The organism is Aeromonas sp. MR7 (assembly GCF_963899385.1).
GTDB classification, from domain to species: domain Bacteria; phylum Pseudomonadota; class Gammaproteobacteria; order Enterobacterales; family Aeromonadaceae; genus Aeromonas; species Aeromonas bestiarum.
Genome location: NZ_CAWQXH010000007.1, coordinates 38,691 through 64,292, shown reverse-complemented (window position 1 = coordinate 64,292; position 25,602 = coordinate 38,691). Strand labels below are relative to the sequence as shown.

The 25,602-nt window shown below is 58.4% G+C and carries 21 protein-coding genes; 16 read left to right on the top strand and 5 right to left on the bottom strand.

Annotation, left to right across the window (positions count from 1 at the left end; all coding sequences use genetic code 11):
• Positions 1-93 precede the first annotated feature (93 nt).
• The 6 genes from AACW87_RS03960 to rlmD all read left to right on the top strand — a co-directional run bounded on the left by AACW87_RS03960 (position 94) and on the right by rlmD (position 9,481).
• Positions 94-1,584, top strand: coding sequence for an N-6 DNA methylase (locus AACW87_RS03960; RefSeq protein WP_241326620.1), 1,491 nt, complete (start codon positions 94-96; stop codon positions 1,582-1,584).
• The gene (locus tag AACW87_RS03955; protein ID WP_241326619.1) at positions 1,584-3,353 is read left to right on the top strand and encodes a restriction endonuclease subunit S; all 1,770 of its coding nucleotides are present in this window, start codon (positions 1,584-1,586) and stop codon (positions 3,351-3,353) included. Before AACW87_RS03960 ends, AACW87_RS03955 begins: the two co-directional genes overlap by 1 nt.
• A 258-nt stretch (positions 3,354-3,611) precedes the next feature.
• The gene (locus AACW87_RS03950) at positions 3,612-4,403 is read left to right on the top strand and encodes a hypothetical protein (RefSeq protein ID WP_241326618.1); all 792 of its coding nucleotides are present in this window, start codon (positions 3,612-3,614) and stop codon (positions 4,401-4,403) included.
• A gap of 47 nt (positions 4,404-4,450) precedes the next feature.
• A complete protein-coding gene (locus tag AACW87_RS03945; protein ID WP_241326617.1) occupies positions 4,451-5,053 on the top strand; it encodes a hypothetical protein in 603 nt (200 codons plus the stop codon).
• 1,443 nt (positions 5,054-6,496) lie between these two features.
• Positions 6,497-7,939, top strand: coding sequence for an ammonium transporter (amt, locus tag AACW87_RS03940; protein WP_043139808.1), 1,443 nt, complete (start codon positions 6,497-6,499; stop codon positions 7,937-7,939).
• A gap of 189 nt (positions 7,940-8,128) precedes the next feature.
• Positions 8,129-9,481 carry a 23S rRNA (uracil(1939)-C(5))-methyltransferase RlmD gene (gene rlmD, locus AACW87_RS03935; RefSeq protein WP_103472556.1) on the top strand — a complete coding sequence of 451 codons (1,353 nt, stop codon included), beginning with the start codon at positions 8,129-8,131 and terminating at the stop codon, positions 9,479-9,481.
• Between the two features lie 318 nt (positions 9,482-9,799).
• Here rlmD and tppF read toward each other — a convergent pair whose 3' ends face one another.
• Positions 9,800-10,417, bottom strand: a complete 618-nt coding sequence (tppF, locus tag AACW87_RS03930; protein ID WP_241326626.1) for a type IVa pilus pseudopilin TppF — start codon at positions 10,415-10,417, stop codon at positions 9,800-9,802.
• Positions 10,418-10,457: 40 nt separating this feature from the next.
• On the opposite strand from tppF, the gene AACW87_RS03925 reads away from it, so the two are divergent.
• The 7 genes from AACW87_RS03925 to deoD all read left to right on the top strand — a co-directional run bounded on the left by AACW87_RS03925 (position 10,458) and on the right by deoD (position 17,690).
• Positions 10,458-11,246: a TatD family hydrolase gene (locus AACW87_RS03925; protein ID WP_241326616.1), complete on the top strand. Its 789-nt coding sequence runs from the start codon at positions 10,458-10,460 to the stop codon at positions 11,244-11,246.
• A 213-nt stretch (positions 11,247-11,459) separates the two neighbouring features.
• The gene (locus AACW87_RS03920) at positions 11,460-12,734 is read left to right on the top strand and encodes a NupC/NupG family nucleoside CNT transporter (protein WP_043139798.1); all 1,275 of its coding nucleotides are present in this window, start codon (positions 11,460-11,462) and stop codon (positions 12,732-12,734) included.
• 123 nt (positions 12,735-12,857) lie between these two features.
• Positions 12,858-13,028: a XapX domain-containing protein gene (locus AACW87_RS03915; protein ID WP_005305103.1), complete on the top strand. Its 171-nt coding sequence runs from the start codon at positions 12,858-12,860 to the stop codon at positions 13,026-13,028.
• Positions 13,029-13,420: 392 nt separating this feature from the next.
• Entirely contained in the window at positions 13,421-14,194 is a 774-nt protein-coding gene (gene deoC / locus AACW87_RS03910) for a deoxyribose-phosphate aldolase (RefSeq protein WP_042643228.1), read from the top strand.
• A 73-nt stretch (positions 14,195-14,267) separates the two neighbouring features.
• A complete protein-coding gene (gene deoA / locus AACW87_RS03905) occupies positions 14,268-15,599 on the top strand; it encodes a thymidine phosphorylase (protein ID WP_103472552.1) in 1,332 nt (443 codons plus the stop codon).
• A 14-nt stretch (positions 15,600-15,613) separates the two neighbouring features.
• On the top strand, positions 15,614-16,822 hold the full coding sequence (locus AACW87_RS03900) for a phosphopentomutase (protein ID WP_241326615.1): 1,209 nt from the start codon (positions 15,614-15,616) through the stop codon (positions 16,820-16,822).
• Positions 16,823-16,976: 154 nt separating this feature from the next.
• Entirely contained in the window at positions 16,977-17,690 is a 714-nt protein-coding gene (gene deoD / locus AACW87_RS03895) for a purine-nucleoside phosphorylase (protein WP_043139789.1), read from the top strand.
• Between the two features lie 93 nt (positions 17,691-17,783).
• On the opposite strand, the gene AACW87_RS03890 is transcribed toward deoD, so the two are convergent.
• Entirely contained in the window at positions 17,784-18,401 is a 618-nt protein-coding gene (locus tag AACW87_RS03890) for an AhpA/YtjB family protein (RefSeq protein WP_043139787.1), read from the bottom strand.
• 120 nt (positions 18,402-18,521) lie between these two features.
• On the opposite strand from AACW87_RS03890, the gene serB reads away from it, so the two are divergent.
• Together serB and AACW87_RS03880 are read left to right on the top strand one after the other, a co-directional pair.
• On the top strand, positions 18,522-19,538 hold the full coding sequence (serB, locus tag AACW87_RS03885; RefSeq protein ID WP_241326614.1) for a phosphoserine phosphatase SerB: 1,017 nt from the start codon (positions 18,522-18,524) through the stop codon (positions 19,536-19,538).
• 37 nt (positions 19,539-19,575) lie between these two features.
• On the top strand, positions 19,576-20,481 hold the full coding sequence (locus AACW87_RS03880) for an alpha/beta fold hydrolase (protein ID WP_241326613.1): 906 nt from the start codon (positions 19,576-19,578) through the stop codon (positions 20,479-20,481).
• A gap of 151 nt (positions 20,482-20,632) precedes the next feature.
• Here the strand turns inward: AACW87_RS03880 and AACW87_RS03875 are convergent, their stop codons facing one another.
• A complete protein-coding gene (locus AACW87_RS03875; RefSeq protein WP_241326612.1) occupies positions 20,633-23,011 on the bottom strand; it encodes a PilZ domain-containing protein in 2,379 nt (792 codons plus the stop codon).
• A gap of 100 nt (positions 23,012-23,111) precedes the next feature.
• On the opposite strand from AACW87_RS03875, the gene radA reads away from it, so the two are divergent.
• A complete protein-coding gene (gene radA / locus AACW87_RS03870; protein WP_043142423.1) occupies positions 23,112-24,476 on the top strand; it encodes a DNA repair protein RadA in 1,365 nt (454 codons plus the stop codon).
• A 111-nt stretch (positions 24,477-24,587) separates the two neighbouring features.
• Here the strand turns inward: radA and AACW87_RS03865 are convergent, their stop codons facing one another.
• Both AACW87_RS03865 and rsd read right to left on the bottom strand, forming a co-directional pair.
• Entirely contained in the window at positions 24,588-24,968 is a 381-nt protein-coding gene (locus tag AACW87_RS03865) for a PilZ domain-containing protein (RefSeq protein ID WP_043554505.1), read from the bottom strand.
• Positions 24,969-25,069: 101 nt separating this feature from the next.
• Positions 25,070-25,552, bottom strand: coding sequence for a sigma D regulator (gene rsd / locus AACW87_RS03860; protein ID WP_098982284.1), 483 nt, complete (start codon positions 25,550-25,552; stop codon positions 25,070-25,072).
• Positions 25,553-25,602: the final 50 nt, after the last annotated feature.

Here is a 25,602-nt window from a genome sequence, read left to right as displayed (position 1 = left end):
TCCCGGCAATAGAACAGTAACCCGAGTGGCCTACAGACTATGGCCACTTGTTTTTATCGATGTTTCTGACGTCTTCGCAAGAAAGAGAAAACCATGTCATCCATCAGCTCGGTCATCAAATCTATCCAGGACATCATGCGCAAGGACGCCGGTATCGACGGCGACGCCCAGCGCCTAGGCCAACTTTCCTGGCTGCTGTTCCTTAAAATCTTCGATGCTCAGGAAGAGGAGTTGGAATTTGAACAGGGCAGTGAATATCGCCACCCTATTCCCGAGCGCTTCTTGTGGCGTAATTGGGCTGCTGATGGTGAAGGGATTACTGGTGATGAACTGCTCGACTTCACTAACGACGATCTGTTTGATAGCCTGAAAAACCTGCCTGTCAGCATCAAACTTAACCCCCGTGGCTTTGTGGTGAAAGAGGCGTTCTCCGACGCCTTCAACTACATGAAGAACGGCACTCTGCTGCGCCAGGTGATCAACAAGCTCAACGAAATCGACTTTACCGACAGCAGCGAGCGCCACCTGTTTGGTGATATCTACGAGCAGATCCTGCGTGACCTTCAGAGCGCTGGTAACGCCGGTGAGTTTTACACACCGCGCGCAGTGACCCGCTTTATGGTCAACCGTATTGACCCCAAACTGGGGGAGAGGATCATGGACCCGGCTTGCGGTACCGGCGGTTTCCTGGCTTGCGCCTTTGACCATGTGAAAGAGCACTACGTCCAGTCAGTCAGCGACCATCAAACCCTGCAGCAGCAGATCCTGGGGGTGGAGAAGAAGCAACTGCCACACCTGCTTTGCACCACCAATATGCTGCTTCATGGCATTGAGGTACCGGTTCAGGTTCGCCACGGTAACACCCTCAATCAACCGCTCTCCAGTTGGGACAGCGACATCGATGTCATCCTGAGTAACCCACCCTTTGGTGGCACCGAAGAAGATGGCATTGAGCAAAACTTCCCCTCGGACATGCGCACCCGTGAGACTGCCGACCTCTTCTTGCAACTCATCATCGAGGTGCTGAAAAAAGGCGGCCGCGCCGCCGTGGTGCTGCCCGATGGCACCCTGTTTGGCGAAGGGGTCAAGACCAAGATCAAGCAACTGCTCACCAGCGAATGCAACCTGCATACCATAGTGCGGCTGCCCAACGGCGTCTTTGCCCCCTATACCGGTATCAAGACCAATATCCTCTTCTTCACCAAGGGCCAGCCTACTAAGGAAACCTGGTTCTACGAGCATCCCTACCCGGCTGGGGCCAAAAGCTACAGCAAGACCAAGCCGATGAAGTTCGAGGAGTTTGAGGCAGAGATCGCCTGGTGGGGTGATGAGGCGGACAGCTTTGCCGCTCGGGTAGAGAACGAGCATGCTTGGAAGGTCAGCATCGACACCATCATCGAGCGTAACTTCAACCTCGATATTAAAAACCCCCATGTCGGCGAGCAAATAAGCCATGACCCTGACGAGCTGCTGTCGCGCTATGCCACAGAACAGGCCGGGATCCAGACTCTTCGTGACCAGCTAAAAGTCATTTTGGGTGAAGCCTTGGGTAAGGGGGCGGCCAAGCAAGGGGAGCAGGCATAATGGCGATCGAGAATCTGATTACCGACCATCTGGATCTCTGGACTGCAGCGGTGCGCCCCAAAAGCAGTGTCGGGCGCGGCAGCAACAGCAAGCTGGAACTCACCGGTATCAAAAAATTGCGTGAGCTGATCCTGGATCTGGCCGTGCGCGGCAAACTGGTACCGCAAGACCCGAGCGATGAACCGGCCTCCGTGCTGCTGGAACGCATTGCCGCCGAAAAGATGCGGCTGGTGAAAGAGGGCAAGATTAAAAAGCCCAAAGCCTTGCCGGAAATTAGCGAGGAGGAGAAACCTTTTGAGCTACCTGTTGGGTGGACATGGATCAAACTTGGAAATGCAGGAATAGGTTCTACAGGTAAAACACCGAGCACTGCTAATCATGCATTTTTTAATGGAGTAATTCCCTTTATTGGTCCAGGTCAAATATCCATCAGTGGTGAGCTGCTGGATACAGATAAAAACCTCAGTGAACTTGGGTTAGAACATAGTGCAGAAGCCAATAATGGCGATATCCTGATGGTGTGTATTGGTGGTTCTATAGGGAAAGCTGTTGTAGCTAATAAACTGATTGCGTTCAATCAACAAATTAATGCTATTAGACCGATAGAGATAAACTCAAAGTTTTTACTAGCAGTGATGACTGCGAGTTTTTTTTATAAAGTGCTTCTTGAAAAGGCGACAGGTTCTGCCACACCAATAATCAACAGAGGAAAATGGGAGGAACTCCCAATTCCAATTGCACCGATTCAAGAACAACACCGCATCGTGGCCAAAGTCGATGAATTGATGGCTATTTACGACCAGTTGGAGCTGCAATGTGAGGCGCAGCTGGCGGCTCATCAGACACTGGTAGAGGCTCTGCTCACCACCCTGACTGACTCCGGCGATGCCGGGGAACTGGCGCAAAACTGGGCGCGGCTAAGCACTCACTTCGATACTCTCTTCACCACCGAGGCCAGTATCGACGCCTTGAAACAGACCATTCTGCAACTGGCTGTGATGGGCAAGCTGGTACCGCAAGACCCGAGCGATAAACCCGCCTCAGCCCTGCTGGAACGCATCGCTGCCGAAAAGGCGCAGCTGGTCAAAGAGAAGAAAATCAAAAAAGAGAAGCCGCTACCTGCGATTTGCGAAGACGACAAGCCGTTTGAACTGCCACAGGGGTGGGAGTGGTGCTATTTAAGAGACCTCATAACTATAATGGATGCTGGCTGGAGTCCTGCTTGTCCTCCTGAAGCCTCACCAGATATTGATACTTGGGGTGTGCTGAAAACAACAGCAGTACAAGCATTGGAGTATCGAGAATATGAGAACAAAGTTCTTGATAAAACAAAGACCCCAAGGCCAGAGTATGAAGTTATGGTTGGCGACATACTAATTACCCGTGCTGGCCCTAAAAATAGAGTAGGAATTTCATGCTTAGTCGAAAAAACCAGACCGAAGCTGATGATTTCTGACAAGATAATTCGATTCCATTTGGTTGGAGTTGGTTTGTCTGAGCGTTTTATATCTCTATGCCTTAATGCTGGCGCAACGGCTGCCTATATTGATGGTTCCAAATCTGGCATGGCTGAAAGCCAAATGAATATTTCTCAAGATAAGCTTAAGTTTGCTCCTATTCCGTTGGGCCCTATAAGAGAGCAAAACCATATTATGAATAAAGTGGATGAGTTAATGGCCCTCTGCGATCAACTTAAAGCCCGCCTGCAAACCAGCCAGCAGACCCAGCTTGCCCTGGCCGAATCGCTGGTGGAAGGTGCTCTGGCCTGACCGCTGGCAGGGCGCCGACTATCCCTGGTCACCCAGCGTGACAGTCATCAAACAACAACCCCGGCGTAAACTGCAAACAACCAAGCGGCCGGGGTCATGTTGTAGGCGACAATAGAAAGTAGCTCCCTATCCAGTCAAACATTTTGCCCCATTTTGTGACGGATTAGCTGGTAGTCGTGTGGGTATTCAAGCAGGATCTCGAAGGCTTTTCTCCGTGGAGAGAGCCTGCCTGAAATATCGATATGACAAGGAGTTGAGATGCTGCATGCCATTTTGCATGGCAAGGCCGGGAGAGTTGAACAAGGTGGCCAGTCTCTCCGCTGGCGTGAGCTGTTCAAGCGCAATGAAGACCTGCTCACAGCCACCTTCTTTGGGCGACTCCCCTACTTATCAAATGGTGCTTTCGAAACAGTGCTGGGTTGCCTGATTGGATTTGAGCAGGCAAAGCGGCTAGCACCTACTTTCATTGAAATTGAACTCTGGTCTCGCCTCACTGAGTGGGAAGAGCGTGGGTATGTCGAGCCCGATGTGATCCTGCGTTTTGAGAATGAGCTGGTGATGATTGAGGTCAAGCCACCCTTCGGCGGTGGCCAGTACCAAGACCAGTGGCGAGCACAGATGACGGCGCTTAGTGTCGAAACTGAGTATCAGGAATATGAGCGGATTCATTTCGTCGCTCTCGGTAATACCCTGCCAGCCCCTTTGCCTACAGATGAACACCCCAAGCGTTTTGCACCCATGACCCAACTGGAGTGGAGCGATCTTCGTCGCTTACTGCAGAACAACCCTATGTTTACCAGTTGCCGGCAAGACGAAGCGATCTGTCAGGACTGGATGGAGGCTTTCAGCCTATTTGGCATGTTGCCATCTGCTCCAAGTTGGCAACCCCTATTGGATTATGCCAGTGCGCCCTCATTGGACCTGGCCGTCGCCTGTCAGCAGTTGTCATTGAGCGTCAAGATGCCAGCTCAGGATAACTGGGCTCCCCTGATGAGCTTCGCCAACGATTTGACTTTGGATCACCACCTGCTGGCCACCAGTATTCAATAAGTTGCTTTCACTATCACAGGTCAGATTGACCGATTAAGGATTTTCGGATGACTCATGAATTAGCCCAGGCAGAACGATTGGTCGAGCAGCTGGGGCAAGCCCACCGCCTGGCGGCCGGTTTCTACCAGCGGATCTTGCCGCTGTTTGATCAGATTGCCCAAGAGTCTATTGATGCCACATTCTGGTATTGGAAACCCAGTGAGAATGGCCGCCCTTGTTCAGGCAGCTCCAGGCCTTCCAGTTCCTGGGTATGGGACTACATCCCGCTGTTTGCCTCCACTCATGGTTACCGTACTTGGGATGGTGATAAGGCCCGTGCTGGTGATATGACTTTGGCACTGCGGCTCTATATTGATGACGCCTTCAAGAAGGGCTCATCTCAGAGAGGGAATAGCAAAGGCATGCCAGATCCCTTGGAGCTGAAAATGGGGAAGGCTGTAGTGGAGGTGAACCTGTTCCGCTGTACTCAGGATAGTGAGCTTCATTTCGATGAGCTGTGGAGCGACATTCCTTGGCCTGAGCCAACAGAAGAGTGGACTACCGCAGCCCAGCACCAAGAGGTTGAGTATTGTGTGCGCCATGTGCCACTGGCTGAGCTGTTGGCCGATCCTGCAGTGGTTACTCGGTGGATCAAGGGTCGGTTGGGCTAGCTCCCCTGTAGGACTGCAGCCCTTTATGTAATGAGCCCAGAGGGTCAGATACGGCTGAAGTTCATCGGCCAGCACAATTGGGGAGAATACTTCAGCCAAATTCGGCTATGCTCCATGCCGTCACCTGGTGGGCTCCGTTCTTGCGGCGCCATTCCCTGGCCATTAGCTGTGCTTATCAGGTGGCTATCTTCAAGTGACAGTGTCGTGGATTCCCTGACACTGTCACAGAGACCCTGACAGCCCACTGCTCCGATAGCGGTAACTCAGCATCTAACCTGATGGCATTCAGTCACAGCAGGTGCCACAGCTCCCGGATGAATCATCCCTCCTGAGCCGGCCACCTGCCCCCCTCATCGTCTGCGCAATTCCCTCAGAACGGCTCACCACAAACTGCGCAAATTGTGCACTTTATCTGCGCACTGGAACTGCGCAAAAACGAAACACAATGGTGACTTCCACATTGGAGGAGCTAGGTGTGGCAGGGGTTGGGGAGGTTATGAGGGGTTTGGAGATTGCGCAATTGCGCAGAACTGCGCAAAACGAAATACATCGGCGCGAAGAACAACTCGGTGAGTATGAAACAGGGATGTGTGGGCAATAGGGAACTGACCTCTGCCCAGTTGCTCTTGGTGTCGCTGGTGACCTGACCCGACATTTCGGCGGGGCAGACCGGTACGCCGGTGACCAAATGTAGGGGCGCTTATCTGGACGGCCCGGCCCCTCACCGTACCCTAAACAGGGAGCATTTCCCCGAGACAGGGAAGGGGCTTAGCTTTGAGAGATCCCGCATTGATCCGGAAATACAGATGCCACCGTCACAGTGGTGGGGGTACTTATGGGGGTATAAGAAAAAGTAACCGATAAGTTTTTCCTTTAAAATCAGTGGAGTAATCTCTTGTTTCGATAGAGACCCCGGCACCATCAGATTAAGTGACAAAAGGCCATCAGCAATGATGGCCTTTTGTTTTTCTGCCTCCTTTCCGCTTGGTGTTCCCTTCTTTATCCCTTTATCCCTTTATCCCTTTGTCCATGAGCACTCTCATCGTTCGTATGCTGGGTGGCTTGTTTCTGCCGCATTCGGCTGTGTGTCCGTCACCGCTCTGCAATCTGTTCCGGCTTATGATCTGCTCTATTTCGGTGCGTGCTGGTTGCGCTGCACAGCAGAAGTGCGCGCTTGCTCAGGTTGGCGCAGCTTGTGATCCAATCTGGTGCATTGGTCAACCTACTTGATATTAAGGTGTTGATTATAATCAACTTAGTGAGTTGGCCTGCTTTATGCTTTAAAGCAATCATGTCGCCATGACGCTGCCCGATGAAGGAAGCATGACCAGGGCAGTGGCAAGTGTGTGCTGAGTGTGAGTTTGTGTGGATTGTCGGATTCGATGTTCATATCAGGAAATGGACCCGGACAGGTGCCGGGACGACAGGGAAGGAGATGGCTGTATGCTCAAGAGACTCGTGATGACTGGCCTGTTGGCGCTTGCCGCCTTGCTGGCCGCCCCCAGTTGGGCTGAAGAGGTGGTGGCCGCATCGGCCGAGGTCGTGCAGGCCGCGGCGCCAGTCGCAGCCGCTGTGACCATCAACAAGGGGGACAACAGCTGGATGTTGCTGTCGGCGGCACTGGTGATCCTGATGTCCATTCCGGGACTGGCCCTGTTCTATGGCGGCCTAGTGCGCAGCAAGAACATGCTGAGCGTGTTGATGCAGGTGTTCACCCTGTTCTCGCTCATCTGCGTGTTGTGGATCCTCTACGGTTATTCGCTGGCCTTCACCGAGGGCAACAGTGTCTACGGCTCCTTCAGCAAGGCGCTGCTCAAGGGGGTCACGCCTGACTCCATTGCGGCGACCTTCAGCAAGGGCGTCGGCATCAGCGAGTTCATCTACGTGGTGTTCCAGGGGGCCTTTGCGGCCATCACCTGCGGCCTGATAGTGGGTGCCTTCGCCGAGCGCATCAAGTTCGCCGCCGTGCTGCTGTTCTCGGTGATCTGGTTCACCTTCGCCTACATACCGCTGGCCCACATGGTGTGGTACTGGGCGGGCCCGGATGCCTATACCACGGCCGAGGCGGCGGCGACCGCGACGGCGACGGCCGGCTATCTGTTCCAGCATGGTGCACTGGATTTTGCGGGCGGCACAGTGGTGCACATCAACGCCGCCGTGGCGGGTCTGGTGGGGGCCTATCTGGTGGGCAAGCGTCTGGGTTACGGACGTGATCCCATGACACCGCACAGCCTCACCATGACAATGATAGGGGCCTCCCTGCTCTGGTTCGGTTGGTTCGGTTTCAACGCCGGCTCCGCGCTGGAAGCCAACGGCATAGCCGCACTGGCCTTCATCAACACCTGGGTGGCACCGGCGGCGGCTGCGCTCTCCTGGACCTTGGCCGAGTGGGTGATGAAGGGGCGTCCCTCCCTGCTGGGGGCGGCCTCCGGCGCCGTCTCCGGTCTGGTGGTGATCACCCCGGCGGCCGGTTTCGTCGGAGTTGGCGGTGGCCTGGTGATGGGTCTCATCAGCGGCGTGGCCGGTTTGTGGGGGGTTCACGGCCTCAAGCGCCTGCTGGGAGCCGATGACAGCCTGGATGTGTTTGGCGTGCACGGTGTGTGCGGCATTCTCGGTGCCCTGCTGACCGGCGTCTTTGCCAGCCCGGATCTGGGCGGCACCGGGGTGTGGGACTATGTCACCAACCAGGTTGCGGAAGGCTATTCCATCCTGGCCCAGGTCAAGATCCAGGCCATCGGGGTCGGGGTCACCATCCTCTGGTCCGGGGCCGTCTCGGTCGTGGCCTACAAGCTGGTGGATCTGCTCATCGGCCTGCGAGTGAAGGAAGATGCGGAGCGGGAAGGGCTGGATGTCACCACCCACGGTGAGAAAGCCTATAGCCTGTAACCGCGCTGGGTCACTTGCTGACAGGATCGCCGCCGGTTATGCCGGCGGCTTTTTTATGTCTGCAAAAGTGGAGTGCGCCTTGCCCCAGCTTTTATGCCTGCAATTTGACAGGATCTCCGCTAAACTCTGCCACCCTTGAATGGGCTTGCCCCATTTTTCCCATCATTTTCTACGCCTTTGGAGCCGCTCATGCCGTTAGTGGGACATCAACACCAGATCGAGATCCTGGAACTGACCGACAAAGGGGATGGCAAGGGACGCCTGTTCGATCGCCCCCTGTTTGTCGAGGGTCTGCTACCCGGTGAGCAGGCGCTGGTTGAGCTGACCGAGGTCAAGCCGAACTATCTGCATGGCAAGCTGACCGAGCTGCTCCAGCCGTCTGCCGATCGGGTCGCTGATTTCTGCCCCAACACAGAGTGCGGTGGCTGCCAGGTGCGCCCGCTGGCCTACCCGGCCCAGCTCAAGCTCAAGCAGGCACTGGTGCAGAGCGCACTGGAACAGGTCGGGCTGGGTGACACCACGGTCAACCCCATCCTCGGCATGGAGAGTCCGTTCGCCTATCGCAACAAGGCGCAATATGCGGTGCGTGGCTGTGAGGCCGGCGCCGAGATTGGTTTTTATCGCAAGCACTCCCACGATCTCATCACTGCGGACGATTGCGCGGTTCAGGATCCGCTGCACGTGGAACTGAACGCCCGGGTGCGTGGCTGGATGCGCGAGCATGACATCGCCGCCTATGACGAAGTGAATCACACCGGTTGTGTGCGCAACCTGATGACCCGCAAGGGCTTCAAGAGCGGCGAGCTGATGGTGGTGCTGGTGACCCTGGGTGAAACACTGCCGTTCGAAGCCGAGCTGCTGGCGAGCTTGAGCGATCTGCCCATCACCACCCTGGTGCAGAATATCAACGATGAGCGCACTAACCGCATTCTGGGTGCGAGCAACCGGGTGCTGCTGGGTGAAGGGGTGATCCGCGACAAGATCCATGAACTCGAGTTCGAGATCTCGCCGCTCTCCTTCTTCCAGAACAACCCGACCCAGACCGATGTGCTCTACTCCAGCGCCCTTGAATATGCCGAGCTGACCGGCAACGAGACTGTGTTCGACATCTATTGCGGTATCGGTACCATCTCCCTGTTCCTGGCTGGCAAGGCCGCCAAGGTGGTGGGGATAGAATCGGTGGAGAGCGCCATCAGCGACGCCCGTCGCAACGCGGCCCTCAACGGCATAGAGCACACCGAATTCCACGTGGGCAAGGCCGAGCAGCTGATGCCCGAGCTGCACGCCCAGGGCGTGACCGCCGACGTGGTGGTGCTGGATCCGCCCCGCAAGGGTTGTGACAAGGCGGTATTGCAGACCCTGGTCGCCATGGCGCCGCGCCGTCTGGTCTATGTCTCCTGCAACCCGCAGACCCTGGCCCGCGATCTCGCCTGGCTGGTCAAGCAGGGCTTCGTGCTGGATGAAGTGCAGCCGGTGGACATGTTCCCGCATTCCATGCATGTGGAAGCGGTCGCCCGCCTGAGCCTGCCTGCCAAGGGCTGACAGGCACTCGAGCCACAGCGATTGAATTAGCCAGATGGCTCTGTTAAAAACGACTCCAAATGGAGTCGTTTTTTATGTCTGTCATTCAGGTGCCGAGCCATGGTATCGGACTTGGATTTGGGCAGAGGGGCGGGAAATAGAAGGGGTGACAGTATGAGGTGCAGACCATGAAAGGTATCTTGCTACGCTGGTTGGCTCGCTACGATGGCTGGTGTCAGGAGTGGGGACTCACCCCGGAGAACCGGCGCTGCTGCGCGCCGGTACGTTATGACGAAGATGAGCAGGAGGAGCCGGCGTCGGAGGGCGACGCCTCGTCACTCAATCAAAATTGCGCGTCACGGCCCCGGTAACGCTGTTGTAGTCAAAGCTCAATCCATCCGGGTAAGCCGGGAAGCGGGCGATGGAGTCGCGCAGGGTATAGCGGCAGTTCCTGTGAGGCTCGCCATCTTCATCTATATGGTTGCCGGGTTGCTCGCTGGACAGATAGTCGGCTTTGACCTGGATCTCGGGATCCTGATCGACCGAGGCGACAATATCGCTGCTGTCCAGCAGCCCCTGAAACAGCAGGCGGCAGTCTGACTGGTTGCTGACCGAGATGTAGTCTCCCTGACCCGGAACGTAAGGCTCATTGATCCCCTTGCGGCCCTGATCCTCGTCCGTACCGGCGGGCCAGCCATAACGGTTGATGTCGAGGTTGCGTTGACCCATGCTGCCCAGATTGTAGAGTGCCTGGCCCTGCGCCTTGACCGCCCAGCCTGCATGGGCAAGCTGCACCGCGCTGGCGAAGCTGCCGGCGGTGGCGGCAACCGTGCTCTTGAGGGCATCATCCTTGATATTGATAAAGCGGGGCATTGCCGTTACGGCCAGGACCCCAAGCACTATGATGACCATCACCAGTTCTATCAGGGTAAAGCCATGGTTCGAGCGTTTCATTATTGAGTAGACCCATCAAGTACGACAAACAGGTGAAAGCGACATGCAACTGATCGACACCCATTGCCATCTCGATTTTCCCGTCTTCGATCCAGACAGGGCGGCGTTGCTGGCCGAGTGCCGGCAGTTGGGGGTGGGTGAGTATATCATCCCCGCCGTGGGAGAGGAAAACTGGGCTCGCGTGATGGCGCTGGCGGAGCAGTACCCGGGGATCACCTACGGGCTGGGCATTCACCCCTGGTATGTGGGCACCCAGACCCAGGGTGCGCTGACGCGATTGCAGGCGTTGTTGGCTGCCCGGCCCCCTGGCCTGGTGGCGGTCGGGGAGTGCGGGCTGGATCTGCGCAGCCAGGTGCCGCAGGAGGGGCAGCTGGCCTGGTTCGAGGCGCAGATCAGGCTGGCCATGGAGCATGAGCTGCCACTGATAGTCCATTCGGTGCGGGCCAACGACACGGTTGCCAAAATTTTGCGCCGCTTCAAGCCGGCCTCTGGCGGCGTGATCCACGCCTTCAGCGGCTCTCTGCATCAGGCCGAGGTGTTCTGGCAGCTTGGATTCAGACTGGGGATCGGCGGCGTCATCAGCTACGAGCGGGCCAACAAGACCCGGGAGGCGATCCGCGACATGCCGCTGGAGGCCCTGCTGCTGGAAACCGATGCCCCCGACATGCCGTTGCAGGGTCAGCAGGGCATTCCGAATACCCCCGCCAACTTGCCGAAGATTGCGCAAATTTTGGCCGAATTGCGGCAACAGCCCTTGAGTCATGTTGTCGCGGTGTTACATGAATCCACTTTTCACACTTTCCCGCTCGGACACTCTGAAATTAACACCTGATTAACTCTTGATAGCATCATGATAAAAAACGGGGCGAGTAAAAATCGTTTGCGGTCTAATTTGACGACCTCTAGCGCATTTCATGCTTATAAAATGTGACCAGCATTCTACTTTGTCGCACCGTAATTAGTATAATGCGCACCCTTGATTGATGGCTTTGAGATACAAGTTGTTAACAAGCTGGAAGGTGCTACTAAAGAGGAAGTGTTAATAATGAATTTGATTATGGGTCTGGTAGGGATGGCAACACTCATCCTTATCGCGGTGCTGTTCTCCAGTAATCGCAAAGCAATAAAAATTCGCACCGTAGCCGGTGCCTTTGCAATTCAAGCTGGACTGGGTGCATTCGTGCTGTACGTCCCGGTTGGCCGAGATATTCTGGTGGGTGTATCCGATGCCGTTTCCAGCGTCATCGGTTATGGTCAAAACGGTATCGAATTCCTGTTCGGTGGTCTGGTCAGCAACAAGATGTTTGAAGTGTTCGGCGGCGGCGGCTTTATTTTTGCCTTCCGCGTGCTGCCTGTCATCATCTTCTTCTCCTCCCTGATCGCGGTTCTCTATTATCTGGGCATCATGCAGTGGGTAATCAAGCTGCTGGGTGGTGGCCTGCAAAAAGTACTGGGCACGTCCCGTACCGAATCCCTCTCTGCCACGGCCAACATCTTCGTCGGTCAGACCGAAGCCCCGCTGGTGGTGCGTCCCTTCATCTCCAAGATGACTGACTCCGAGCTGTTTGCCGTCATGTGTGGTGGCCTGGCCTCCGTTGCCGGTTCCGTGCTGGCTGGTTATGCCTCCATGGGCGTCAAGATGGAATACCTGATCGCCGCCTCCTTCATGGCTGCCCCGGGTGGTCTGCTGTTCGCCAAGTTGCTGGTACCGGAAACCGAGACCCCCAACTATGACGAAAACAATGCCGATGGCGATCTGGAAGACAAGCCTGCCAACGTGATCGATGCCGCCGCCGCCGGTGCCTCCGCCGGTCTGCAACTGGCCCTGAACGTGGGTGCCATGCTGCTGGCCTTCATCGGCCTGATCGCCATGATCAACGGCATCTTCGCCGGTGTGGGTGGCTGGTTCGGTTATCCGCAGCTCTCCCTGGAACTGCTGCTGGGCTGGTTGTTCTCCCCGCTGGCCTTCCTGATCGGTGTACCCTGGAGCGAGGCCGTGGTGGCCGGTTCCTTCATCGGCCAGAAGCTGGTGGTGAACGAGTTCGTGGCTTACCTGAACTTTGCCCCTTATCTGAAGGATGAAGTGCTGATCAACGGCGTGGCCATGTCCGAGCACACCAAGGCCATCATCTCCTTCGCCCTGTGCGGCTTTGCCAACCTGTCCTCCGTTGCCATCCTGCTGGGTGGTCTGGGCTCAATGGCACCGAACCGTCGCGGCACCATTGCCAAATTTGGTTTGAAGGCCGTACTGGCCGGCTCTCTGTCCAACCTGATGTCTGCCACCATCGCAGGCTTCTTCCTGGCACTGACAGCCATGTAATATTTGCCTGATACTCAGGTAAAGACGAACGCCACAGCGAAAAGCTGTGGCGTTCGCGTTTGGAGCGGTGACAACCGTTTTCCTTTCTAAACTAATAATAAAATGAGTCAAATCGGAGGTTATATGAATGAAGTGCTACTGGCGATGGCGGCCGGCTTTATCGTTGGCTTGTTGTTTTCTTTCCTCAAATTGCCGATCCCGGCCCCACCCGTACTGTCCGGGGTAATGGGGATAGTCGGGGTCTATCTGGGGGGGCTGGCGTACTCCTGGATACTCACACGCTTCTTCTCTTAACGCACTTTTCAGTACCGGATTTGCCAGATGTGAGGTACCTCTGAAATTGGCAAATCCGGCTTGCAAACACGGGGTATCTCGGCTGAAATAGGCATTGCCAGCAGGGTGCTGGCATTGACTAATGCCCGATCAAATCGGGTGTTGGCGGTCAAATGGAATTGATTGGGAAGTCGGGTCAGCAGTTGTCGGCCTTTCTCAAGTCTTCATGGAACCAAGTCCGCACTTTTGTAAGAAAGTGACAGGGCTCTTGCCTTATTTACAGCCATATTGCCTGTGCATGCGCGCTGTAATTCCATTCCCGTATCCTTGGGAGTCGTGTCTTGCTGGTTGCGTTGCGACAAGCAGGCGCTCGCCCCTGGAAGCAGGATTAAATCGAGACTTTGGAGAACAGAATGACTGATCTGAAACTGGCCGCCCAACGCGCCCTGAACCTGATGGACCTGACCACCCTGAACGATGATGACACCGATCAGAAGGTCATCGACCTGTGCCGCAAGGCCAAGTCTCCGGCCGGCCTGACCGCCGCCGTCTGCATCTATCCCCGCTTCATCCCCATAGCGCGCAAGACACTGCGTGAGATCGGCGCCGCCGACGTGCGCATCGCGACCGTCACCAACTTCCCCCATGGCAACGACGACATCGAGATCGCCGTGGCCGAGACTCGTGCCGCCGTGGCTTACGGTGCCGATGAAGTGGACGTGGTGTTCCCGTACCGCGCCTTCATGGCTGGCAATGAACAGGTTGGCTTCGATCTGGTCAAAGCTTGTAAGGAAGCCTGCGGCACTCAAGCGCTGCTGAAGGTGATCATCGAGACTGGCGAGCTGAAGGAAGAGGCCCTGATCCGTCGCGCCTCCGAGATCAGCATCGATGCCGGTGCCGACTTCATCAAGACCTCCACCGGCAAGGTGCCGGTGAACGCGACCCCGGAAGCGGCCCGCATCATGATGGAAGTGATCAAGGCCAAGAACCCGAAAGTCGGCTTTAAGCCGGCGGGTGGCGTGAAGGACGCGGCCGTGGCCGGTCAGTACCTGGCCATGGCCGAAGAGATCCTGGGCAAGGACTGGGTTTCCCCGCGCACCTTCCGCTTCGGTGCGTCCAGCCTGCTGGCCAGCCTGCTGGCGACCCTGGGCCACGGCGACAAGCCGGCCAATACCAGCGGTTACTAAGCGGTGGCAGGGGACGGCATGCCGTCCCCTATTTCGGTCTGTGTTCGTGCATGACGCACGGAGGGAATGAAAGATGTTTTTGCCTCAAGAAATTATTCGAAAGAAGCGCAACGGTGAAGCGCTCAGTACCCAAGAGATTCAATTCTTCGTTCAGGGCATTACCAACAACACCATAGGCGAGGGCCAGATTGCGGCACTGGCGATGGCGGTCTACTTCAAAGACATGACCATGGATGAGCGGGTTGCCCTGACCTGCGCCATGCGCGACTCCGGCATGGTATTGAACTGGGATCACCTCAATCTGGGTGGCCCTATCGTCGACAAGCACTCCACCGGTGGCGTGGGTGATGTAGTCTCCCTGATGCTGGGCCCCATGGTCGCCGCCTGCGGTGGCTTCGTGCCCATGATCTCCGGTCGTGGCCTGGGTCATACCGGCGGCACCCTGGACAAGCTGGATGCCATCCCCGGCTACCAGACCTCGGTCGACAACGATCTTTTCCTGAAAGTGGTGAAAGAGGCGGGTGTCGCCATCATAGGCCAGACCGGTGATCTCGCCCCGGCCGACAAGCGCATCTATGCGGTGCGTGACATCACGGCTACCGTCGAATCCATCGCCATGATCACCGGCTCCATCCTCTCCAAGAAGCTCGCCTCCGGGCTGGAAGCGCTGGTGATGGATGTGAAAGTCGGTTCGGGTGCCTTTATGCCGACGTTTGAGGCATCTGAGGAGCTGGCCAAGAGCATAGTCGCCGTGGCCAACGGTGCCGGTTGCCGCACCTCGGCCCTGCTGACCGACATGAACCAGGTGCTGGCCTCCAGCGCTGGCAACGCCGTGGAAGTGCGCGAAGCGGTGCGCTACCTGACAGGTGAGTACCGCAACCCGCGCATCCACGAAGTCACCATGAGCCTGTGCGCCGAGATGCTGATCTCCGCCCATCTGGCCAGCGACGATGCCGATGCCCGTCGCAAGCTGCAGGCCGTGCTCGACAACGGCAAGGCGGCCGAGATCTTCGGTCGCATGGTGACCGGCCTCGGTGGTCCGTCCGACTTCATGGAACGTTATGATAGTCACCTGCCCAAGGCTGCCATTGTACGCCCCGTGTATGCGGCCAATGCCGGCTTCGTGACGGCCATGGATACCCGGGAGCTGGGTCTGGCCGTGGTCGCCATGGGGGGCGGTCGTCGCGCCGCCGGTGACAAACTCGATTACGCCGTCGGTCTGACCGACTTTATCCGCCTGGGCCAGAGCGTCGATGCTGACAAGCCGATTGCCCTGATCCACGCTCAAACCGAAGAGCAATTTGCTCAGGCTGCCAGCATGGTGCAGGCGGCTGTCAAGATCGGTGACACTCAACCCCAGGCCCTGCCTGAGGTCTACCGTCGCATCGGTCTGGCTGATTTGTAACAAGGGGAAGTCCCATGAAACGTACCTTTATTCTGATGATGGACTCTTTCGGTATTGGCGCTGCCGCCGATGCCGACAAGTTCGGAGATGTGGGCGCCAACACCCTTGGCCATATCGCCAAGGCCTGTGCTGCCGGTGAGATTGAAGGCCGTGGCGCCCTCAATCTGCCGAACCTGAACAAGCTGGGTCTGGGCCATGCCGGTGAGCTGGCCTCCGGCTACTTCCCGGCAGGCTTGAAGAAGGATATCGAGGTAGTCGGTGCCTACGGTTTCGCCCAGGAGCTCTCCTCCGGCAAGGACACTCCGTCCGGCCACTGGGAGATCGCTGGCGTGCCCGTGCTGTTCGAGTGGGGTTACTTCACCGATCACCACAACAGCTTCCCGCAGGAGCTGCTGGACGCCATCGTCGAGAAGGCTGGTCTGTCCGGTTACCTCGGCAACTGCCACGCCTCCGGCACCCAGGTGCTGGATGATCTGGGTGAAGAGCACATGCGTACCGGCAAGCCGATCCTCTACACCTCTGCCGACTCCGTGTTCCAGATCGCCTGTCACGAAGAGACCTACGGCCTCGAGAAGCTCTATGAGCTGTGCCACATAGTGCGCGAGCTGCTGGAGCCCTACAACATAGGCCGGGTCATCGCGCGTCCGTTCGTGGGCAGTGGCAAGGGCAACTTCAAGCGTACCGGCAACCGTCACGACTACTCGGTGCTGCCGCCGGCGCCGACCGTGCTGGACTACATGAAGGACGCGGGTGGCCAGGTGGTCTCCATCGGCAAGATCGCCGACATCTATGCCAACCAGGGCATCACCAAGCAGGTGAAGGGCACCGGCCTGACCGAGCTGTGGGATCGCACCCTGGAAGAGGTGAAAGCAGCCGGTGACAACACCATCGTCTTCACCAACTTCGTGGACTTCGACTCTTCCTACGGTCACCGTCGTGACGTGAAAGGCTACGCCGATGCACTGGAGTATTTCGACTCCCGTCTGCCGGAGCTGTTCGAGATACTGCAAGATGGCGATGTGGTGGTGCTGACCGCCGACCACGGCTGCGATCCGACCTGGAACGGTACCGATCACACCCGTGAATACATCCCTGTGCTCTTCTTCGGCAAGCCGGTCAAGGCCGGTTCCGTCGGTCGTCGCGAGACCTTTGCCGACATAGGCCAGAGCATAGCGGCGTACCACGGTCTGCCCAAGCTGCAATACGGTACCAGCTTCCTGTAAGGCCGATTTTGGGTGGTGCCTTGCGGTCTATTCTGCAGGGCCTGCCCAGGTTGCAGTGCGGCACTCGCCTCCTGTAATTTACCCGCCCGTCACCTCGGTGGCGGGCAACCAATAAAGACAATAAAACTCAACCTAGTGTGAAGGAATCAAGAGAATGGCAACTCCTCATATCAATGCGAAAGATGGCGCCTTTGCTGATACAGTGCTGATGCCGGGCGACCCCCTGCGCGCCAAGTACATCGCCGAAACCTTCCTGGAGAACGTCGAGCAGGTGTGCGACGTGCGCAGCATGCTCGGCTTCACCGGTACCTACAAGGGCCGTCGCATCTCCGTCATGGGTCACGGCATGGGCATCCCGTCCTGCTCCATCTATGCCAAAGAGCTGATCACCGATTACGGTGTGAAGACCCTGATCCGCGTGGGCTCCTGTGGCGCCGTGCGTGAAGACGTGAAACTGCGCGACGTGGTGATCGGCATGGGTGCCTGCACCGATTCCAAGGTCAACCGTCTGCGCTTCAAGGATCACGACTTCGCCGCCATCGCCGACTTCGGCCTGGTTGCCAATGCCGTGCAAGCCGCCAAGAACAAGGGCGTTGCCGTGCGCGTCGGCAACATCTTCTCCGCCGACCTGTTCTACACCCCGGACCCTTCCATGTTCGACGTCATGGAAAAGTACGGCATCCTGGGTGTCGAGATGGAAGCCGCCGGTATCTACGGCGTGGCCGCAGAGTACGGTGCCAAGGCACTGACCATCTGCACCGTCTCCGACCATATCCGTACCGGTGAGCAGACCACCTCCGAAGAGCGTCAGCTGACCTTCAACGACATGATCGAAATCGCACTGGATTCCGTGCTGCTGGGCGACTGATCCGCAGCCTAGACTCCATGCAAAACGGCGACCCCAGGGTCGCCGTTTTTTTATGGTTCGTGGCCGTAGCGCCGGGCCTTGAAGCCTATGGGATCAGGCGCTCGGTGCACCCGATGAGGGTGGGCTCTTCTTCTTGTGCTTGCGCACCCGCATGTAGTTGCGGCGCACGCCGTAGGAGATGAGCAGGCCGGCCAGCAGCGCCACCAGCAGCATCAGCCGCTGTTTCTCCTGTATCACCTTGAGCCGGGTGTCCTTGTCCGCCAGCAGTTGCTGCTCTTCCAGTGTGATGCGCAGGTAGCCAATGGTTTGCTCCCCATCCAGGATCTCCTGCACAAACTGGATGCGGCCCTTGCCCTGCTCCGGCAGCGATTTGTTGTTGTCGCCGATGGGCAGCAGGCTGTCCAGCGGCACGGCAGCGTCCGACTGGGCGAGGGGGATGCCACGGGCATCATAGAGGGTAGCATCGAGGATCTCGGGCTCGGCGGCCAGATCCTGGGCCAGCCGTTCCAGCTCGCTGTTCTTGTCCTCCTTGATCCAGCGCTTCATGTCGCGGGCGGCATAGGCGACCAGCGCCTGGGCACGGTTGCGTGCCTCGCTGTGCAGCGAGGCCTGGCTTTCGCCCTGCATATGGATGAGCACACCGAGCACCCAGAGGCCGAGCAAGATGCCGGCACCCAGACTGAGAACACGTTTGATGGGAAGATGACGCAAGCGTTGAACCTCCTGACGACGAGCGGTGGCGGGATCTTGGCGCTTGCCTGTACAAAAAGCAATACGCTACTCTGGGCCAGCTTTGTTAACCCCATGATCACCAAGGAAGGCTCTATCTCTATGCTGTTGTCCCAATTACCCGCTGCCTTGTCCGAGTGGCCAGAGTGCCTGCCCAGTGCCCCCTGGTGGCAATTGACGCCGCAGGCGCTGCTGCCCGTCGCCAAACCGCTGGATGGCGCCTGGCTGGTGCTGTTTGGCAAGCCCCTTGCCGCCCGCCATCTGGCGCGCCTGGCCGAGTCGCTGGCCGCGCAGGATATGCAGGCCCAGCTCTATCCGCCGAGCAGCCCGGCCGGGGTGCCCTTGCTGTTGTTAGGAACGGACAGGTTCTCCCCCGAGCTGGTGCAGTGGCTCAAGGCCGAGGAGTGGGACATCGACATCTGTCATCTGCCCGCGCTGCCTACCCTGAGTGAGCCCGGCTTGCTGGTGATGGACATGGACTCCACCGCCATCCAGATCGAGTGCATCGACGAGATCGCCCGCCTAGCTGGTGTGGGCGAGCAGGTGGCCTCTGTGACGGCCGCGGCCATGCAGGGCAAGCTGGAGTTTTCCGACAGCCTGCGCAATCGGGTCGCCCTGCTGGCGGGGGCACAGGTCACCATTCTCGACGAGGTGGCGGCCCAGATGCCCTGGATGCCGGGCCTGCAATTGATGGTCGATACCCTCAAGCAGGCGGGCTGGAAGGTGGCGATCGCCTCGGGGGGCTTCACCCGCTTCGCCGGCGAACTGCAGCTGGCGCTGGGGCTGGATGCCATCTTCGCCAACGAGCTGGCGGTCGAGGGGGGGCGGCTGACCGGCAAGGTGAGTGGCCGCATAGTGGACGCCAGCGTCAAGGCCGAGGTGCTGCAACAGCTGGCGAGTGATTTTGGTATCGCTGCTGGCCAGACAGTGGCCATCGGCGATGGTGCCAACGATCTCAAGATGATGGCGGGGGCCGCTCTTGGCATCGCCATCCACGCCAAGCCGCTGGTGCGGGCCCAGGCGGCCGCCACCCTCAATCATCATGATCTGGAAGGGGTGATCTGCCTGCTCGGCGCCCTTGCCTGTCGCGATCGTCGTTGGGATCGTCACGGATCCTGAGTTACCCACCCCACGTCATGGAGGACCTTGCATAGCAATGGAACTGTTACAGCAATCCCTGTTTATTCCCTGTGGTGAGCACCAGTTGCACGTGCGCCACATTCAGCCACGGGTCGCCGTGCATGCAGAGCCGATCCTGATGGTGCACGGCGCCATCGAGAATGGCCGCATCTTCTACACCGAATCGGGCAAGGGGCTTGCCTGTTTCCTGGCGCGCCACGGCTATCAAGTCTATGTGGCCGACCTGCGCGGCCGGGGTCTCAGCACCCCGGCCATCGCAGTGCAAGCCGAGCATGGCCAGCATGAGCTGATCACCGAGGATCTGCCGGCCTTGCACCGCTGGATTGCGGCGCGCCATGCCGGCTTCAAGCTGCACTGGATGGCTCACTCCTGGGGCGGTGTCATCATGGCCTCGACCCTGGTGCGTTTTCCGGAATTGGCCGTGCAGATCGCCAGCCTGGTGTTCTTTGGCACCAAGCGTGGCGTCTCGGTGCAGAACCCGGAGCGCTGGTTGAAGGTGGATCTCATCTGGAATCGGCTGGCGCCCTGGCTGGCGCGGCGCAGCGGTTTTCTGGCGGCCCGCAGCCTGAAGATGGGGGCGGATGACGAGCCGCTGCGCTACCTGCAGGAGACGATTCCCTGGGTCAAGTGCGGCCCCTGGCAGGATCCGTACGACGGCTTTGCCTATGACGAAGCGGCGGCCAGGGTCAACTGGCCACCGCTCTGGATGATTTCAGCCAAGGCTGACAAGGTATTGGGGCACCCGACCGACGTGCGCCGCTTCAGTGCCGAGATGGGGTCTGCCACGCGTCACACCCGGCTTGGCAAGGACAACGGCAACCGGCTCGATTACGATCACATCAACATGCTGACGGCGCCACAGGCACAGGAGGATCACTTCCCGCAGATCCTCGCGTGGCTGCTCGACCCGCAGGCGGCGTGATGGAGACAAGGCCGGCGGGAGCTGGTCGTTATCCTGAGGTGCTGATATAGGGATAAAAATAATGGCGGGCCCGTGGCCCGCCATTATTTTCTTGCTGGTTTGCCAGGCCGATATCCGCGCTTGAGCAGGCTTGCTGGCATGCGGCGCCCGCTCAGTTGATGGGCGGGGTGATGCCGAGCCGGAACAGGGTGGCCTGACTGGTATCGGTCAGCTCGCCCACCCCCACCACGCTCCACAGCTCCTCCTCCAGCTTCTTGGCCTTGTGGATGGCGAACTTGGCGATGTAATCCAGCTCGTTGGCGATGAAGTTGGTATCGGGTCGGCCGGTGCGAGAGATGCCGACCAGTATCGAATAGAACTCCCCCTGACGCAGTGCCAGCTCGATGAAGCTGCGCTTTTCCGCCATGTCCTGAAAACTGCTGGCCAGACGGCTGTAGAAGACGGGCAGGCCGGCCGGCGTGTGCAGGCTGGCGATGTAGACCTCCTCTTCCTGCGGCTTGTCTTCCCGTTCGATGGCGCGCAGCGGGTTCATGATCAGCTGTTTGAGCAGATCCCCCTGGAACAGGGGATAGAGGTTGTCCTGATCCCCCTGCTCGGCGCAGGTCCGCAACAGGCGTGACAGGCTGCGATCCTGCGGGGCATGGCCGACCGAGGCCGGCTTGGGCGCGCCCTTCAGCTTGTTGATGTAGACGGGCGTGCTGAAGATATGGTGGGTGTAGATGTTGCGCAGCGCCCTGGCCATGCCGCGATAACGACGCTGCTCGTGCGCCGCCTTGAGCTTGTTCTGGTTGCTCTCGATCAGCAGGCTGAAGAACTGGCGGCCGGTGTGGCGCTCAGGGTCCCCCTCGATACACAGATGCAGCACTGTCCGGGTCAGGTTGATGCTGACCAGCCGGTAGGGGAGGCGTTGCAGATCCATGCTCTTGGAGAGCTCCTGCAGGCGGGGCAGGGCCAGGGTGACTATGTCATCCTTCTCGCCTTCGAACGCCTCTTCCAGCTCTATTTGCATGCCGTGGGCCGAGATGTCGCGGGTCCAGCCAAGCCAGGCCTGCCCGTTGTGCTTGATAGCGACGGCCGTTTTGTGGATGTAGCGTGCCTCTTTGCGCAACTGCACATAATGCAGCGTCTCTATCTCGAAGGGCGCGGCCCCGAGATCATGGCCGAAGCGCTGCAGCTCGTTGGCGTTGTGCTGCACGCTGGCGTCGTAGTGAAACTCTTCCCGCTGGCTGTCGAGGCCGATATCTTGCAGCAGGCCGACGTAGTTTATCTGCCTGAGCCGTTCCTGCAGCAGCATGTCCTGCAACTGGGGGCTGTCCTGGCTCTGCTGGCTGGCGAGATCGGCCTCGTGCAGATCGCAGCGCTCCAGGCTGAACTTGTACACGCGCCAGCTGGGGCGGCGGGCACCGACCTGGAAGAAGAGGGACATCAGACCGCTCTGTTGCAACTCCTCCCGGGTGGCGGAGAAAAAGTAGAGGTGGCTGCGCACCGAATGGGTGAAGCAGTAGATCAGGGTCTCCCGCAGGGTGCCCGGGGCCGGCAGCAGGGATTGCATGCGGGCCGCCGAGAACAGGCTGGCGAGCATGTCTCGGTTCTTGGCATCGCGCCAGTATTCGAGGATGTGCTGATTGTTCTCGGTACGCAGGGCTATCTCCAGGCTGGGGCTGTCTCCCGAGCCGAAGAACAGCGGCATGCCGGTCATGCGTGGCAGGTAGAACTGCTCGTACCCCTTGATGATGGCGGCAGACAGCAGATAGTCGACGCTGACCCGATAGCGGCTCTTGTTGCTCTCGATGAAATCGCTCAGGAAGCGGTCAAAGCCGGTGTGCTCGCCGGTTTTGATCAGTCGCAGCCAGTACTTCCCCTCCTTGCTCTCTTCGCCCAGGATCTGATAGCTGACCGAGTGGTGCAATATGGGATTGGGGTGATCCCGCTCCAGCCCGGTGAAGAAGACTTCAACCTGGGCTCCGGTCTGATAGTTGGGCAGATAGGGCACCGAGACCCGGATCCCGCCGAGGGAGAGATCCGAGCTTTTGGCAAACAGCTTGTCGCCGTCGGCAAACTTGATGAGCACGGGAGAGCTGAAGTGCATCCGCTCCTGACGCCGGCCGTAGTAGCTGGCGAAGGGAATGGGATTGACATCGTATTGGCGAAACGGGCTGGCAGGGGGCAGCAGGGGGCCGTCACCCTTGCTCTGGTGGTGTTTCTGCCAATATTGCAGCGCCTCATTGACACCCAGGGTGTAGGCATCCCGGTAGAGGTAGCACTGGGACTGGAACAGGCCTATGGCCTCGGCCGGCATGAAGTGGGTGACTCCTTCAAACTCATGGACCAGGCACTCCTCGCCCAGCTCGTCGCGCATGTCGATGACCCGCCGGCAGGGGGTGCATTTGCGCTTTATCTCCATCTTGATCAGGAAACGGCTGTTGCTGTTCTCGTCCTGCGTCAGGCGATTGAAGATGTCATCAAAATCTTTTTCTCTGAGCAGAGGAATGAGCTGTTCAATCAGGTGCTGTTGTTGTTCTGAATCCATGTGTTCCTGCCACGGAAAGTCACTTTTCCGATTCTGGGTTTGATCTGTCGGTCGCAAACAAGTATATCAAGCAGGAATTCATCCTGTCCCCGAGTTATCCATGGCCAAAAATAAAACTGCCTATGTTTGTACCGAATGTGGTGCCGACTTCACACGCTGGCAAGGCCAGTGCGGCGAATGCAAGGAGTGGAACACCATCACCGAGGTGCGTCTTGGCTCGGTGACGCCGGGCAAAAATGCCCGCTACACCGGCTACGCCGGCGCCATCGGCAGTCAGGTCCAGACGCTGGCGGAGATCGCCACCACAGAGATCCCGCGCTTTTCCTCCGGCTTCAAGGAGCTGGATCGGGTGCTCGGCGGCGGTGTTGTGCCAGGTTCGGCCATTCTGATTGGCGGCAATCCGGGGGCGGGCAAGTCTACCCTGCTGCTGCAGACCATGTGTGGTCTGGCCGAGCGGATGAAGACCCTCTATGTCACGGGGGAGGAGTCGCTGCAGCAGGTGGCGATGCGTGCCGGCCGGCTGGGGCTGCCTACCGACAAGCTGCGCATGCTGTCGGAGACCAGTGTCGAGCAGATCTGCATCATAGCGCAGCAGGAGCAGCCGCAGATCATGGTCATCGACTCCATCCAGGTGATGCATGTGGCCGATGTGCAGTCATCTCCCGGCTCCGTCTCCCAGGTGCGGGAGGCTGCGGCCCTGCTGACCCGTTACGCCAAGCAGAATCACGTCGCCATCTTCATGGTGGGTCATGTGACCAAGGATGGCACCCTGGCCGGTCCCAAGGTGCTGGAGCATTGTGTCGACTGCTCGGTATTGCTGGATGGCGCCAACGATTCGCGTTTTCGCACCCTGCGCTCCCACAAGAACCGCTTCGGTGCCGTCAACGAACTCGGCGTGTTCGCCATGACGGGGCAAGGTATGCGAGAGGTGAGCAACCCCTCCGCCATCTTCCTCAGCCGGGGCGAGGAGCAGGCACCCGGCTCCATCGTCATGGTGATCTGGGAGGGTACCCGGCCGCTGCTGGTGGAGCTGCAGGCGCTGGTGGACTATTCCCAGCTCTCCAACCCGCGGCGGGTGGCCGTGGGGATGGATCACAACCGTCTCGCCATGCTGTTGGCCGTGCTGCATCGTCACGGTGGACTGCAGATGGCGGATCAGGATGTCTTCATCAACGTGGTGGGGGGCGTCAAGGTTGAGGAGACCAGTGCGGATCTGGCCCTGTTGCTGGCCATGGTTTCCAGCTTCAGAGATCAGGCCCTGCCCAAGGATCTGGTGGTGTTTGGCGAAGTGGGACTGTCCGGCGAGATCCGGCCCGTGCCGTCCGGTCAGGAACGATTGCAGGAGGCGGCCAAGCACGGTTTCCGCCGCGCCATAGTGCCTCACGCCAATGCGCCCAAGCACCCCATAGAGGGAATGGAAGTGGTGCCGGTGAAAAAACTGGCCGACGCGCTGGAAGCCTTGTAGTCATTGACGCAGCGGCGTTCCAAAACATGGATTTAGCTGGTCTAGGCAATAAATCTCGGCCATAAAAAAGAGCGCCATCGGCGCTCCTTTTTATGGCCTCTGGAGGGCTCCTCAGGGGTGGGGGTGTTCCAGATGCTCGTTCAGCAGTTGCTCCAGTTCACGATGGAGCAGCTCTTCATCTCCGACGTTGAGCTCTACCATCCGCTTGAGGTGGGTCGCACTGTCGATATCGATATGGTGGCAGTAGAATCCCAGCTTCTTGCTGGCCTCATGGTTCAGCTCGACCTGCATCTTGATCTCGATGTCGCTGCCGCTCAGCACGAAGCTGAGTGAATACTCTTTGTTGTCGTGGCTCTCCCAGTCATCGGGCCGGATCAAGAGCGCGCCCTGCAGGGAGATATCCACCAGCTGGGTCCGCCATTTCTTATCGCCCTGGACGAGGTCGGCCATGGTCAAGTAAAGGATCCGTGAAAAACGGCGACGCTCGGACATTCTCATCTCCTGTCAGCAATAGGGTTTGGTGCTAAAGGTCATGACATAGAGTGTAATGCACCTTGCGCATCAGGATCTTGAACTGGCTCCGAAATTGGATATCAAACCTGTTGGGTGCTGAGTGACTCTACCACTTGCAACGCCTTGACCAGCCGATCCTCCTGTTTGAAGCGATCCTCCAGCACAGGGCCGAGTTGATTCAGGTCTTCGTCCAGCAGCAGCAACTGAGCCTCATCTGCGTTGCTGTACTTGTCGTTGAATTCCAGTGCGAATTCGGTGCATGCCCGAATATTGGGGTAGATGCGCTTGGCGAGCTCGAGTTTGTCGCCGCTGGCTTTTTCGAAGGCGGTGACCACATGGTTGTAGATTTCGAAGTGACCGGCGCTGACGTAATCGACCAGCTGTTCACAGAAACGCTGCAGCTCGACATGGCCGGGGAGTGAACGTTGCTTGGTGCGGGCGGGCGTCAGCCCGGCGAGCCGCATGTATTCGACCAGCAGAGCCTGCCTGGCATCCAGCCAGTCATCGATAGCCCGGTGTTTTCCTGCCAATGCGCGCTTGGTTTGTTCCAGTTCAGTTAACATAATCCCTCCGTGGGGCATAGGCATGGAGTGCTATCGCTACAGGCCTCCGG